11 protein-coding genes are annotated in these 13,358 nt (G+C 74.2%); 7 read left to right on the forward strand and 4 right to left on the reverse strand.

The window, feature by feature from the left end; all coding sequences use genetic code 11:
* The first annotated feature begins 73 nt into the window (after nt 1–73).
* From ACGFI2_RS11555 to ACGFI2_RS11570, 4 genes are all read left to right on the forward strand, one after another.
* Nucleotides 74–1,021: an ROK family glucokinase gene (locus ACGFI2_RS11555; RefSeq protein ID WP_393514443.1), complete on the forward strand. Its 948-nt coding sequence runs from the start codon at nt 74–76 to the stop codon at nt 1,019–1,021.
* A gap of 1 nt (nt 1,022) precedes the next feature.
* Nucleotides 1,023–1,724, forward strand: coding sequence for an endonuclease/exonuclease/phosphatase family protein (locus tag ACGFI2_RS11560; RefSeq protein WP_393514446.1), 702 nt, complete (start codon nt 1,023–1,025; stop codon nt 1,722–1,724).
* Nucleotides 1,725–2,210: 486 nt separating this feature from the next.
* The gene (locus ACGFI2_RS11565) at nt 2,211–3,617 is read left to right on the forward strand and encodes a flavin-containing monooxygenase (RefSeq protein WP_393514449.1); all 1,407 of its coding nucleotides are present in this window, start codon (nt 2,211–2,213) and stop codon (nt 3,615–3,617) included.
* Nucleotides 3,614–4,441, forward strand: coding sequence for an alpha/beta hydrolase (locus tag ACGFI2_RS11570; RefSeq protein WP_393514452.1), 828 nt, complete (start codon nt 3,614–3,616; stop codon nt 4,439–4,441). Before ACGFI2_RS11565 ends, ACGFI2_RS11570 begins: the two co-directional genes overlap by 4 nt.
* 15 nt (nt 4,442–4,456) lie before the next feature.
* On the opposite strand, the gene ACGFI2_RS11575 is transcribed toward ACGFI2_RS11570, so the two are convergent.
* From ACGFI2_RS11575 to ACGFI2_RS11585, 3 genes are all read right to left on the reverse strand, one after another.
* Nucleotides 4,457–5,875: a trehalose-6-phosphate synthase gene (locus tag ACGFI2_RS11575; RefSeq protein WP_393514454.1), complete on the reverse strand. Its 1,419-nt coding sequence runs from the start codon at nt 5,873–5,875 to the stop codon at nt 4,457–4,459.
* Between the two features lie 172 nt (nt 5,876–6,047).
* On the reverse strand, nt 6,048–6,887 hold the full coding sequence (locus tag ACGFI2_RS11580) for a DUF308 domain-containing protein (RefSeq protein ID WP_393514457.1): 840 nt from the start codon (nt 6,885–6,887) through the stop codon (nt 6,048–6,050).
* Nucleotides 6,888–7,156: 269 nt separating this feature from the next.
* Complete coding sequence (locus ACGFI2_RS11585) at nt 7,157–10,624, reverse strand: ATP-binding protein (RefSeq protein ID WP_393514962.1); 3,468 nt, start codon at nt 10,622–10,624, stop codon at nt 7,157–7,159.
* A 211-nt stretch (nt 10,625–10,835) separates the two neighbouring features.
* Here ACGFI2_RS11585 and ACGFI2_RS11590 point away from each other — a divergent pair, with 211 nt between their 5' ends.
* Nucleotides 10,836–11,009 carry a hypothetical protein gene (locus tag ACGFI2_RS11590; RefSeq protein WP_245716295.1) on the forward strand — a complete coding sequence of 58 codons (174 nt, stop codon included), beginning with the start codon at nt 10,836–10,838 and terminating at the stop codon, nt 11,007–11,009.
* Nucleotides 11,010–11,096: 87 nt separating this feature from the next.
* Here the strand turns inward: ACGFI2_RS11590 and ACGFI2_RS11595 are convergent, their stop codons facing one another.
* Complete coding sequence (locus ACGFI2_RS11595; protein WP_091059444.1) at nt 11,097–11,789, reverse strand: Crp/Fnr family transcriptional regulator; 693 nt, start codon at nt 11,787–11,789, stop codon at nt 11,097–11,099.
* A 246-nt stretch (nt 11,790–12,035) separates the two neighbouring features.
* On the opposite strand from ACGFI2_RS11595, the gene ACGFI2_RS11600 reads away from it, so the two are divergent.
* Together ACGFI2_RS11600 and ACGFI2_RS11605 are read left to right on the forward strand one after the other, a co-directional pair.
* A complete protein-coding gene (locus ACGFI2_RS11600; RefSeq protein ID WP_091060136.1) occupies nt 12,036–12,533 on the forward strand; it encodes a polyadenylate-specific 3'-exoribonuclease AS in 498 nt (165 codons plus the stop codon).
* Nucleotides 12,534–12,716: 183 nt separating this feature from the next.
* Nucleotides 12,717–13,220, forward strand: coding sequence for a pyridoxamine 5'-phosphate oxidase family protein (locus ACGFI2_RS11605; RefSeq protein ID WP_393514462.1), 504 nt, complete (start codon nt 12,717–12,719; stop codon nt 13,218–13,220).
* The last annotated feature ends 138 nt before the right edge of the window (nt 13,221–13,358 follow it).

The raw sequence follows: 13,358 nt of genomic DNA on the forward strand, positions 1-13,358 counted from the left end.
CCACCGGACATCCCGGGATCGCACGGCCGGTTCGGCCGGTGCCGGGAGAGCACAGCAGAGGGGAGTGGCAGCGGTGACGCTGACCATCGGAGTCGACGTCGGTGGCACGAAGGTGGCCGGCGGTGTCGTGGACGACACCGGCGCGGTACTCGTGCAGACGCGACGGGACACCCCCGCCGACGACGTGGCCAAGACCCGCGACGTCATCATCGAGGTGGTCACCGAGCTGTCCACCGGCCGTACCGTCGAGGCCGTCGGCGTCGGCGCGGCCGGCTGGATCGACGCCTCCCGTTCCACCGTGCTCTTCGCCCCCAACCTGGCCTGGCGGGACGAGCCGCTGCGCGAGTACGTCGGCAACGCCACCGGCCTGCCGGTGATCGTGGAGAACGACGGGAACGTGGCCGCCTGGGCGGAGTTCCGCTACGGCGCGGCCCGCGACGCCGACGACTCGATGGTCATGTTCACCATCGGCACCGGCGTCGGCGGCGGCATCGTGCTCGGCGGCGAGCTGGTGCGCGGCGCCAACGGCATCGCGGCCGAGCTGGGGCACATGCTCACCGTGCCGGACGGCCACCAGTGCGGCTGCGGGCGGCTCGGCTGCATCGAGCAGTACGCCAGCGGCAGCGCCCTGGTCCGCTTCGCCCGCGCCGCCGCCCGGCAGGAGCCGCACCGGGCCACCGCGCTGCTGGAGCTGGCCGACGGCGAGGCCGAGGCGATCACCGGCCCGATGGTGACCGCCGCGGCCAAGGGCGGCGACCCGGTCTCCACCGAGGCGTTCGCCCAGGTCGGCCGCTGGCTCGGCACCAGCCTCGCCGACATGGCGCAGATCCTCGACCCGCAGGTGCTGGTGGTCGGCGGCGGCGTGATCGACGCCGGTGACCTGCTGCTCGGCCCGACCCGGCGGTCGTTCACCGACGCGCTGGCCCAGCGCAGTCGCCTGCCCGTGGCCGAGGTGCGCCCGGCCGAGCTGGGCAACACCGCCGGTGTGATCGGCGCCGCCGACCTGGCCCGGCGGATCTGACGTGCCGGGCCCGGGGGTGCCGCTGCGGGTGGTGTCGTACAACGTCCACTCGCAGCGCGACGACACGGCCGCGCTGGCCGAGGTGGTCCGGGAGGCCGCGCCGGACGTGGTGATCGTCCAGGAGGGGCCGCGCCGGTTCCGGTGGCGGCAGAAGTGCGCCACGCTGGCCGACTCGTTCGGCCTGGTCGTCGCCGCCGGCGGCCTGCCGTCGCTGGGCAACGTGCTGCTGACCAGCCTGCGGGTGCGGGTCACCGACGCCCGCTGCGAGCGCTACCCGCTGACCCCGGGTCGGCACCTGCGCGGCGCCGCGTACGCGAGGTGCCGGGTGGGCGGCGTCGACTTCCTGCTGGCCGGTTCGCACCTGTCCACCGACCCGGCCGAGCGGCCCGCCCAGGCGGCGGCGTTCAAGCGGGAGCTGGGCGCGTCCCCGCTGCCGGTGGTGGCCGGCGCGGACCTCAACGAGGGGCCGGACGGACCGGCCTGGCGGACCGTGGCCGAGGGACTGACCGACACGGCGGTCGCCGCGGACCGGGCCGACCGGCACACGTTCTCCTGCGCCGATCCGCGGCGTCGCATCGACGCGCTCTTCGTCGACCCGCGGATCACCGTGGTCGACTACGACGTGGTCGACACGCCGCGGACCCGCCGGGCCAGCGACCACTTCCCGGTCCTGGTCGACCTGCTGCTTCCGACTGCCGGCTGACCCACCCGACCACGGCCCGTGAGACCGGCGGCCCGTGAGACCGGCGGCGGCCCGTGAGACCGGCGGCGGCCCGTGAGACCGGCGGCGCGCGAGGCCGCCGGCGGCGCCGAACATCGCAACGGAACGTGACGCACCGGCGGGCAGGAGGCTCCGCCCGCCGACGCCTTTGCTCTGCAGCCACATGCGCAGCGCTCACCCACCGTGATCGTGGCGGCGACACACGACGCGTCGTGCCCGACGGGATTGCCCAGCTCACGGCCGTGCTGCGCCGGTGGCTGCAGAGCAAAGGCGCGGAAGGAGCACGCCCACCGCGCGGCCTCGCCCTCACGCTGGGTAAGTCACCCCTGGTAACCGAGCGTCAGGCTGGTCAGGGGGCCAAGCCGTGCCGGTGCCTGGATGGCGCTCGGGGCGGCTGGACAACGGCGGGCATTCTCGGCAGGATTTCGCACCGACCGGCATGCGTGCCGCACAAAAGGAGATTTCCCGGTGCCCTCCTCCACCGATCTCGGCCGCCCCGATCCGGACGCCACGGCCACCCCGAGCCGGGACGACCGGCCGGTCTCCGACCGGGGCGACACGGTCTGCGTCATCGGCGCCGGCGCCAGCGGGCTGACCGCCGTGAAGAACCTCCGCGAGGCCGGCTTCGGCGTCGACTGCTACGAGCGGGAGACCGGCGTCGGCGGGGCGTGGAACTGGCGGCACGACCGCAGCCCGGTGTACGCCAGCACCCACCTCATCTCGTCCCGGCCGTTCACCCAGTTCCCGGACTTCCCGATGCCGGACGACTGGCCGGACTACCCGCACCACAGCCAGTTGCTGTCCTACTTCGAGCGCTACGCCGACCATTTCGACCTGCGCCAGCACGTCTGGTTCGGCACCGAGGTGGTCCGGGTCGAGCCGGTCGAGGGCGACCGGTGGGACGTGACCACCCGCAGCACCGGCGGCTACGGCCCCGAGCGCACCGCCCGGTACGCCGCCGTGGTGCTGGCCAACGGCCACAACTGGTCGCCCAAGCTGCCCCGGTACGAGGGGCTGGCGGAGTTCCGTGGCGAGGTCATGCACGCTTCGTCCTACAAGGACCCGGCCCAGTTGCGCGGCAAGCGGGTGCTGGTGGTCGGCGCCGGAAACACCGGCTGCGACATCGCGGTCGAGGCGGCCCAGCAGGCGTCGCACTGCTGGCACTCCACCCGGCGCGGCTACTGGTACGCGCCGAAGTACGTCCTCGGCCGCCCGGCGGACCAGGTCAACGACACGTTGCTGGCGCTGCGGGTGCCGCTGCGGGTGCGGCAGTGGCTCTACCACTGGACGCTGCGGCTGACCGTCGGCGACCTGACCCGGTTCGGCCTGCCGAAGCCCGACCACCGGGTCTACGAGACGCATCCGATCGCCAACAGCCAGCTCGTCTACTACGTCGGGCACGGCGAGATCACCCCGGTGCCGGACGTGGCCCGGTTCCACGACCGCACCGTCGAGCTGACCGACGGCCGGCGGATCGACCCGGAGCTGGTCGTCTTCGCCACCGGATACCTGCCGCGCTTCGAGTTCATGCAGGGCCGGGTACTCGGCGACGAGGACGGCTCCGGGAAACCCCGGCTGTGGCTGAACGCCTTCAGCGCCGGCTGTCCCACGCTGGCCGTGGTCGGCCTGGTCCAGCCGGACTCCGGCATCTTCGCCATCTCGCACTGGCAGAGCGTGCTCTTCGCCCGGCTGCTCACGCTGCGCGCCACCCGGCCGGAGCAGGTCGCCGCGTTCGACCGCAAGGTCCGCGCCGGCCTCGGCGAGCGGTACTCGGCGAAGGTCAAGGACAGCACCCGGCACTGGTTCGAGGTCGGGCACGCCGACTACCTGCGCGCCCTGCAACGCGCGCTGCACGAGTTGGAGGGCGGCAAATGACCACCAACGAGCGGGTGCGGGTGGTCCGGGCCTGGGAGTGGGCCCGGCCGGAGCGGGCCGTGCGCCGCGAGGTGCTGGCCGCGGTGCCGGATCAGGAGGAGGCCAAGCCGCCGCTGCTGTTCGTGCCCGGCTTCGGGCACGGCGCGTGGGCGTTCGCCGAGCACTGGCTGGGCCACGCCGCCGGTCGCGGCTTCCCGGCGTACGCGGTGAGCCTGCGCGGGCACGGCGGCAGCGAGCCGGCGCCGGAGGCGACGCTGCGCGCGTACACCCATGACGTGGTCCAGGTGGCGGCGAGCCTGCCGCGGCAGGCGGTGCTGGTGGGGCACGGCGCCGGCGCCCGGGTGGTGGCGCACGCGCTGTCCCGCTACCCGGCGCGGGCCGCGGTGCTGGTGGCGCCGGTGCTGGGCGGCTGGGGGACGTTCGGCACGGCGTTGCGCCGCAACCCGGCCGGCACGCTGCCGGCGGTCTTCGGCGCCGGCCTACGGCTCAACCGACGGCAGTTGTTCAGCCGGGAACTGCCCGACGCGGACGCCCGCCGCCACGTCGCCCGGCTGGGCCGGGCCGGCCGCCGCGCCCAGTGGCAGCTGCTCACCGGCCGGCAGCCGGAGCCGGCGGTGGGCCGGCCGGCGATGCTGGTGCTGGGCAGCCCCGACGACCGCGTCCTGCCGGCGACCGCGCTGAACCGGGCGGCCCGCCGGTACGCCTCGGCTCCGCTGCTCTTCCCCGGCATGGGCCACGACCTGATGCTCGACGCCCGCTGGCGGGAGCCGATCGACGCGCTCCTGGACTGGTTGGACAAGGACCCGGCGCCCACCTCCGGCTGAGCGCCGGGCGCCGGCTCAGCGGGCGGCGGCCCGGCGGGCGACCAGCGACCCGCTCTCCTCCAGGGCGCTCAGGTAGGACGCGGCCCAGGCGTGGATGTCGTTGTGCGCCAGGTGCTCCCGCATGGCGCGCATCCGGGCCGCCACGTCCTCCGGGCCGGCCCGCAGCGCGGCGAGCAGACCCTGCTTCAGGCCGTCCAGGTCGTGCGGGTTGACCAGGTACGCCTGCTCCAGCTCGGCGGCCGCGCCGGCGAACTCGCTGAGCAGCAACGCGCCCGTGCCGTCGACCCGGGCCGCCACGTACTCCTTGGCCACCAGGTTCATCCCGTCGCGCAACGGGGTCACCGCCATCACGTCGGCGACCCGGTAGAGCGCGACCAGCTCGGCCCGGTCGAAGGGCTGGGTGAGGTAGTGGATCGCCGGTTCGCCGACCCGGCCGAACTCGCCGTTGATCCGGCCCACCTGGTGTTCCACCCGGTCGCGCAGGATCTGGTACTGCCCCACCCGGTCGCGGCTGGGCACCGCCACCTGCACCAGCACGGTGTCCCGTACCTTGACGTCGCCGCTGGCCAGCAGCTCACGGTAGGCCTTGAGCCGCTGCTCGATGCCCTTGGTGTAGTCCATCCGGTCGACGCTGAGGATCACCTTCTCCGGCTGGCCGAGGTCCTGCCGGAGCCGGCGGGCCCGGTCGGCGACCTCGGGCCGGGCGGCGAGCGCGGACATCTCGGCGGTGTCGATGGCGACCGGGAAGGCGCCGATGCGGACGACCCGGTCGTCCACGCCGATCCGCCGGTCGGTCGCGGACAGGCCGAGCACCTTCGCGGCGAGCTGGGCGAAGTTGTGCGCGGCCTGGGCCCGCTGGAAGCCGATCAGGTCGGCGCCGAGCATCCCGCGCAGCAGCTCGGAGCGGCGGGGGAGCTGCATGAACAGCTCCGGCGGCGGGAACGGCACGTGCAGGAAGAAGCCGATCCGCAGGTCGGGGCGGAGCGCGCGGAGCAGGCCCGGCACCAGCTGGAGGTGGTAGTCCTGCACCCAGACCAGGCCGCCCGGTTCGGCCACCTCGGCGGCGGCCTCGGCGAACCGCTGGTTGACCCGCTGGTACGCCTCCCACCAGCGACGGTGGTATTCCGGCTGCTCGACGGCGTCGTGGTAGAGCGGCCAGAGGGTGGCGTTGGCGAAGCCCTCGTAGTGGTCGCGGAAGTCCTCGGCGCTCAGCGGGACCGTGCGCATCCGGACCCCGTCCACGTCCGGCAGCTCGGGCGCCGGGCCGGTGCCGCCCGCCCAGCCCACCCAGGTGGCGGGCGTGTGCCGGAGCAGGGGGTGCAGGGCGCTCACCAGACCGCCAGGGCTGCGGCGCCACTCGAAGGCGCCGTCCGGCGCCACACTGTCGTCGATGGGGAGGCGGTTGGCCACCACCACGAGGGGGCTCTGTCGCATCGGGCAATCCGCTCAGCAGGGGGACCGGCGACCGGATCAAGCGCGAACCGGACAGCCGGTGCGGGACGTGACGTTCAGCGGTATTCCTACTGACCGTAAGTTACACCCCTGTTACACGTTCGACCCAGGGCGTGCCTCGTCCCGCGATCCGGGCAGGCCCCCGAGGCGTCGCTCAGACGACCGCGCCGTCGTCCGGGTCGTGGTCGTCCCGGTCACCCGGGCGCAGTCGCCAGATGAGCATCACGAACCCGGCCAGGATGCCGGTGAAGCCGAGCAGCGTCACCACCGAAGGGTCGACCAGCGACATCACGGTGGGGGACAGGAACAGCAGGAAGCCGAGCACGATGCTGAGCACGCCCAGCACGGCGTACTTCGAGAAGCGCGGCAGCGGGGGCGGTGGGGGTGGGGTGTAGTGCTCCTCCGCCGACGCCTCGTCCGGCAGGCCGGCGCCGAACGTGTCCAGGCCGTCCAGCAGGGAGGGCTCGTCGTGCCGGTCGCGGCTGACCGAGATGCCAGAGACGTCCGCGGCGTAGGGCAGCCGGCGTACGTCGGTGGCGGTCGGACCGGCCGGCTCCTCGGCACGGCCGGTGGCGCCGCCGCCCGGCGTGCCCGGGTCGTCGACGTCCTCGGCGGCCGGCCAGGGGTGACTGCCGGCGGTCGGCCCGGTGTGGAACCCCGCGACGATCTTGGCCCACTCGGCCTCGATGTCCGGCTCGTCGGCGCGCGGCGGGTCGCCACCGCCCTCGTCGGCGAGCTGGGTGAGGTAGTCGCGGGCGGTGGTCAGGTGGAACCGGTCGACGTAGAGCCGGTCGACCGGGCGGGCCGGGACCGTGGTGGTGCGGGTCACCGGATTCAGGTCGGCGGAGGGCTGGAGGTAGGCGGCGATGCCGCCGGCGGCCAGCACGTCGAGCAGGTGTTCACCGACGCGCGGATCGACGTCGCCCGCGACCGCGTACTCGGCCGCGTCGAGCCCGTTGTCCCGCCGCCCTCGGCGGGGCCCGCCCCCTGACACCGGACACCCCCTTCACCGCAGCCTGACGTCGTGCCCTGAATCCTGACACGTCGGGGCCCGGTTCCGGGAGTGCGTTGTGGCGCGGCGTACGTGGTTCGTACCCTCGTCCCGGACGTTCCCCCGCGTCACCACCTGATCCGGACGGACCCCGGGTGCGTACTGGCCGACGTCGAGCGAAAAGTCACCTTCATCGCGAAAGCCGAATACTTCACCGGCAGGGGCGTGAAGGGATGGTCGACCAGGCCGCCGCAGCCGGTCCCCGCCTGAGGTCAGCCGGCCCCGGCGATCCGGAGCAGGCCGCCGGCGGCGTGCCGGTCCGCGAACGCGCGTACCCGGGCCAGCGTCTCCGTCGCAGCCGGCGGGTCCGCCTCGACCAACGGCCCCACCGCCAGGGCGGAGGCGATGATCTGGTCGGTGACGTCGGTCATCCCGGCGTAGTCCTCCGCGGCGGCGGTGAACAGCCGGCCGGCCCGGGCCGGGTCACCGTCGCGCCGGGCCAGCGCCGCGTCCGCCGACCGGCCGGCCGCCCGCGCCCAACGGGTCACCCGCGGGGCACGGCCCAACAGGTCGCGCACCAGCACCGCGGCGTCGCCGCCGAGCAGGCCGGCGACGTGACCGGCCGCCGGCACCCACTCGGCGAACGGGATCATCCGGGTCCGCCGCCAGTCCTCGTCCAGCTCGGCGAGGAGCGCGAGCGCCTCGTCCCGGCGGCCCTGCACCGCCCGGCAGAGCGCGGCGTGCGCCACGGTGGAGCGCAGCACCCGGTGGAAGCCGCTGCGCCGGGCGGCGACCAGCGCCTGGTCCACCAGGTCCGGGTCGTCGTGACCGGCGCCCGGGCCGTCGCCGAGCGCCCGGATCCAGCCGGAGACCGCCACGATGTGCAGGTCCCACTCGTCGGTCGGGCGCCGGGTGGACCCCTCGGCCATCCGCAGCGCCGCGGTCCAGTCCCCGCTGTAGTAGGACCGGGTCCACTGGTCGCTGAAACTCACCGTGAGGCCGTGCAGGCCGGCCAGGTCCATGGACCGCTGCTCGTCGACCAGCCGGGCCGAGCCGGCCAGGTCGCCCTCCTCCTGCAACGCCCAGGCCAGATTGTGCACCGCCCGACGGCGGCCGGTGAGCCGCTCCACCCGGCACTCCTCGGTGACCTCGGCCAGCTCGGCGTACGCGTCCTCGGCGCCGGCCTGGTAGCGGGCCACCGCCAGGGTGATCCGGGCGTTGGCCCGGGCCTCGCGCAGCTCCAGCCGCTCGGCCAGCTCGGCGGCGCTGCGCGCGGCGGCGCAGGCCGGCTCGGTCTCCGCGTCGAGCATGTGCGCCCGGGCCAGCTCCAGCAGCGCGCCGACCTTGTCCTCGCTGTCCGGCAGCTCCGCGTGCAGCCGGATCGCCCGGTCCAGGCAGCGCAACGTCTCCGACCGGTCGGCCCGGGCCCACGCCGCCGTGGCCAGCAGCCGCCACGCCTTCGCCGCGCCGGGCAGGTCGCCGGCGTCGGCCAGCCGGTCGGCCAGGCCGGTGAGGAGTTCGGTGCCGCCGTCGTCCAGGAACCCGTCGCGGTCCCGATAGAACGCCAGCTCGGCCTGGAACAGCTCCAGCGCCGGGTCCGGCCCGCACTCGACGCTGAGCGCGCGCTCGACGAGCGTGGCCGCGGTCTCCAGCGCGTGCAGCTCGTACGCCCGGCGGGCGGCCCGGTGCAGCGCGGACCGGGTGGCCGCGGCGTGCGGGGCCTGGTCGAGCCCCACCGTGCGGGCGATCTCGTGTGCCGCCCACCGGTGGTTGGCCACCACCTCGGCCAGGTCGTGCTGCCGGCCGTCGGTGAGCTGCTCCAGCCAGTCGGCGGCGCCCTGGTGCCGAGCGACCCGCTCGGCGCGCGGCAGTCGCTGATAGCAGACGTCGCGCACCAGCACGTGCCGGAACCGGTATTCCGGCTGCCCGGGCATGGTGGAGGCGGGCAGCTCGAAGACCAGGTCGCGGCGCTGGAGGCGGTGCAGCGCCCGCTCCACCCACTCCGCCGGCCGGCCCAGGGCCAACGCCACCGGCGCCGCCCAGAACTGCACGCCGACCACCGAGGCGGCCTGGAGCACCGCCCGGTCGGCCGGGTCGAGCAGGTCCAGCCGGTTGGCGATGACGGCCTGGACGGTACGCGGCATCCCGGCGCCCCCGGCCGGGCCGAGCCGCGTGACGGTGGCGGTGCGCTCGATCAGCCCACCGTCGAGCAGCATCCGGGCGTACTCCTGGGCGTAGAGCGGGTTGCCGTCGGCGAACTCGATCAGTGGCGCCCGGGCGTCGCTGGGCAGCGTGGCCTGGCCGAGCAGCAGTGAGTAGAGCGTGTCGATGTCGCCGTCGTGCATCGGCGGCACCGAGATGGACATGGCGCCGCTGATCGTGCCGGTCCAGGCCGGGTGCCGCTCGCGTAGCTCGGGCCGGGCGGTGGCGACGACCAGCAGCGGCACGTTGCGGGCCGCCGCGCCGAGCTGCTCGACGAAGGAGAGCATCGCCTCGTCCGCCCAGTGCATGTCCTCGAAGACGAGCACGGTGGGGCCGGTCGCGCCCAGCGCGAGCAGGAAGCGCCGCCACGCCGCCTCGGTCTCGGCCGAGGTGAGCCGTTCGCCGGGCACCCCGACCAGCGGGCCCAGCGCCTCGGCCAGCCGGACCGCGTGCGGGTCGGCGAGCCGTCCCAACCGCTCGCGCAGTCGCTCGCGGGCGGCGGCCGGGTCGTCGGCGCCGGTCAGCCCGGTCCAGCGCCGGACGATGTCGGCCAGCGCGGCGTAGGTGACGTTCTCGCCGAACGGCGGGCACTGGCCGGTCAGCCAGGTGACCCGCGCGCCCGGCAGGTTCGCCGCGTGCCGGGCCAACTCGCGCAGCAGCCGGCTCTTGCCCACCCCGGCCGGGCCGAAGACGGTCAGCAGCTGCGAGGTGCGCTCGGTCACCGTGCGGTGCAGCGCGCTGACCAGCAGGCCCCGCTCGTGGTCCCGGTCGACCATCGGGGTCAGCTCGGCGCCCTGGTCGTCGCGCCGGGGCCGGGCCTGCACGGCCAGCCAGATCCGGCTCACCGCGGACCGGCCGCGCAGCGTCACCGGCGGCTGGTCCGCGTACTCCATCTCGCGCCGGGTGGCCGCCCAGGTGCTCTCGTCGACCACCACGCCGCCGACCGGGGCCAGCGCCTGCAACCGGCTCGCGGTGTTGACCACGTCGCCGGTGACGAAGGCCTGGCCGCCGTCGCGCGCCGCGGCCAGGTCGACAAGCGCCTCGCCGGTGGCGATGCCGACCCGGAAACCGAGCGGCGGGTGCGGCCCGGCCGGCTGCCGGGCCAGGCTCCGTTGCAGCTCCAACCCGGCGCGTACGCAGCGCAGCGCGTCGTTGTCGGTGGCCACCGGCGCGCCGAACAACGCCATCACCGCGTCGCCGATGTATTTCTCCACCACGCCGCCGTACTGGTGCACCAGCCGGCGCACCGTGGCGAAGTAGACCTGTTGCAGGCCGCGGGCCTGTTCCGGGTCGGCCTGCTCGGCGTACGTGGTGAAGTCGACGATGTCGATGAAGAGCACGCTGACCTGCCGGCGGTCCTCCTGCACCGCGATCGCGTGGTCGCGCAGCGGCTGGCCGCAGTTGGTGCAGAAGTTGGCCCCGGCGTCGTTGGCGTGACCGCAGCCCGGGCAGGCGGCGGCGAGCGGCCGGCCGCACCCGCCGCAGAAGCGGTCGTCCGGCCCGGCGTTCCGGGAGCAGTGTCCACAGGTGAGGTCGATGTCCGGCTCCGTACGCGTGAGGTGCCCAGTGTCCCGCGCGGCCGGGCAGTCGGGTAACCGACGGGTCGGCGGGACGTCACGGCTGTTCGGCCGGGTCTAGTCTCCCCTAGCAGGAAGTCCCGTCGACAGGGAGAGTGCCGTGCACGTCCGGCTTTCCGCCCCATGGACCGATCCACGAGGGACGGTGTGGGCCTCGGGCGACACGGTCGACGTGGACGCCGTCACACTCGCCGAACTGGAGGAAAAAGGCATGGTGGAGCAGCCCACGAGCAGCGGATCGTCCGAGACCACGACCACCACCACGACCACGCCGCCGAAGAAGACCGACCCGTCGAAGATCGGCCCCGGCCCGAGCGCGCCGCCGGCCGACACCAAGGACAACTGACGCGGCGACGTCACAGCTGACCGCGGGGCCCGGCGAACGATCGCCGGGCCCCGCCGTCGTGCGGTCGGCGGTCGCTCGTGATGCGGGTCAGCGGTCGCTCATGCCGGCGCGGCGGCGCAACGCGGCCACGTCGGTGACCACGATCCGACGCCCTTCGGTACGCAGCCAGCCACGGCTGGCGAACGAGCCGATGGCCTGGTTGACGCTCTGCCGCGAGCCGCCCGCCATCTCCGCGAGCTGGCTCTGGTTGAGCTCGATGGTGATCATCGGGGCCTGGCTCTCGCCGGCCAGCCGGACCAGCGTCTTGGCCACCCGGCCGGGCAGGTCGAGGAAGACGTGGTCGGCGTTCTGCTCGGTGAGCCGGCGGATGAGCTGGCCGAGCGAGCGCATCACCGCGTCGAGGATGCGCGGGTTGGAGTGCACCAGCTCCATGAAGGCGGGACGGGACAGCGCCAGCGCCGCGCAGTCCTCGATGGCCTCGGCGGAGGCCGACCGGGTCGAGGCGTCCAGCAGGGAGACCTCGCCCAGCACGTCGGGCGGTCGGATCACCGACAGCACGGCGCGCTCGCCGGTGGGGGCGGTGCGGAACACCGCCACGGCGCCGCGGCGTAGCACGATCAGGGACTCGCCGGGGTCGTTCTCGACGAAGAGAAGTTGCCCCTTGCGGTAGGTGCGCGGCACGGCCGCGGCGATGACCCGCTGCCGCACCTCCGGCTCCAGCCCGGCGAACATCTCCACGCCCGTGAGCGCGTCACCTGGCTCCGGCAGGCGAGACTCCACGGCCAACCCCTCCCCGGTCAGAAGTCACCACTCGCACACCGGGTGAAGCTGTCAGTCCCGGTACGAGGCAGCTCAACCGGTTCGGCGCCCGACGGCGGTACACATCAGATCATGACGTCCCGGTAGCGTGCTGTACACCCCTGGAGACACTTCCGTGACCATGCCCGGCCTGCGACCGGCGCCGCGCCGACCTCGGCCGACGCCCCGGCGACAGCCCGGCGGGGCCGATGGACGAGGATGGGGCCGATGGCCTACCGCTACTTTTACGACTGCGAATTCATCGAGGACGGCCGCACCGTCGACCTGGTGTCGATCGGCGTCGTCGACGAGTACGGCCGCGAGTTCTACGCGGTCTCCACCGAGTTCGACGACTCCCGGGCGGTGCCCTGGGTGCGGCGCAACGTGCTGGACAAGCTCCCCTCGCCGGCCGACCGGGCCTGGCGGTCGCGGGAGCGGATCCGCGACGACCTGCACGAGTTCCTGCTGGCGCCGGTGCGCGACCGGCCGGGGGAGCAGCTGGAACTCTGGGCCTGGTACGCGGCGTACGACCACGTGGTGCTGGCCCAGCTCTGGGGCGCCATGCCGGCGCTGCCCCGGGAGATCCCCCGGTTCACCAAGGAGCTGCGTCAGCTCTGGGACGACCGGGGTCGGCCCCGGCTGCCGGAGGCCGAGTCCGGCCGGCACGACGCGCTTGTCGACGCCCGGCACAACCTGGCCCGCTGGCGGGCCATGACCACGCGCTGAGCGCCGAGCAGGAGCGAACGCACCGAGCGCAGCGAGGGCCGTGAGCGCCTGCCCGGCCAGTGCGGCAGGAGCGAACGCACCGAGCGCAGCGAGGGCCGTGAGCGCCTGCCCGGCCAGTGCAGCAGGTTTGACCCGTTCTGCCCTGGGCACGGGAGCGGCATCAGGCCGATCCGAGGAGTGTCCATGAGCAACGAGCCGACCAGCGCAGCCGACGCCCGCCGCAAGGTCACCGAGCTGATCCGGGACGCCCGGATCGGCCTGCTCACCACCACCGCCGTCGACGGGCGTCTGGTCAGCCGGCCGATGGGCCTGCAGGAGGCGGACTTCGACGGTGACCTGTGGTTCTTCGCGTACGCCGACTCCGCCAAGATCCGGCAGATCCGGGTGAACCCACAGGTCAACGTCGGTTTCTCCGACCAGCGACACAACGCCTGGGTCTCGGTGGCCGGCACCGCCACCGAGGAGTGGGACGCCGCTCGCGCCAAGGAGCTGTGGAACCCGCTGCTGAAGGCGTGGTTCCCGGAGGGCCTCCAGACGCCGGGGCTCACCCTGATCAAGGTGCACGCCGGCTCGGCGGAGTACTGGGACTCCCCGGGCAGCACGGTGGTCAACCTGCTCGGCTTCGCCAAGGCGGCGGTGACCGGCAAGCCGCCGAAGGCGGGGGAGAACCGGGAGGTCGGCTACTGACCGGTAGCCGACCCGGAGGGCGGAACGGTCCGGGGTGCGGTGCCGGGACACACCCGCGCCGACTACAGTTCGCAGTGACGGCCCGCCCCGGGCCGGCAACGGCGCCGATGGTCTGATCCGACACATATCCTGGGGCTA

Source organism: Micromonospora sp. NPDC049282, assembly GCF_043197045.1.
Taxonomy (GTDB): Bacteria; Actinomycetota; Actinomycetes; order Mycobacteriales; family Micromonosporaceae; genus Micromonospora.

Bases quoted from the DNA above. Each gene is read 5' to 3' on its own strand.
- ACGFI2_RS11570 (WP_393514452.1), top strand. From the start codon at position 3,614: ATGACCACCAACGAGCGGGTGCGGGTGGTCCGGGCCTGGGAGTGGGCC.
- ACGFI2_RS11600 (WP_091060136.1), top strand. From the start codon at position 12,036: ATGGCCTACCGCTACTTTTACGACTGCGAATTCATCGAGGACGGCCGC.
- ACGFI2_RS11605 (WP_393514462.1), top strand. From the start codon at position 12,717: ATGAGCAACGAGCCGACCAGCGCAGCCGACGCCCGCCGCAAGGTCACC.
- ACGFI2_RS11575 (WP_393514454.1), bottom strand. From the start codon at position 5,875: ATGCGACAGAGCCCCCTCGTGGTGGTGGCCAACCGCCTCCCCATCGAC.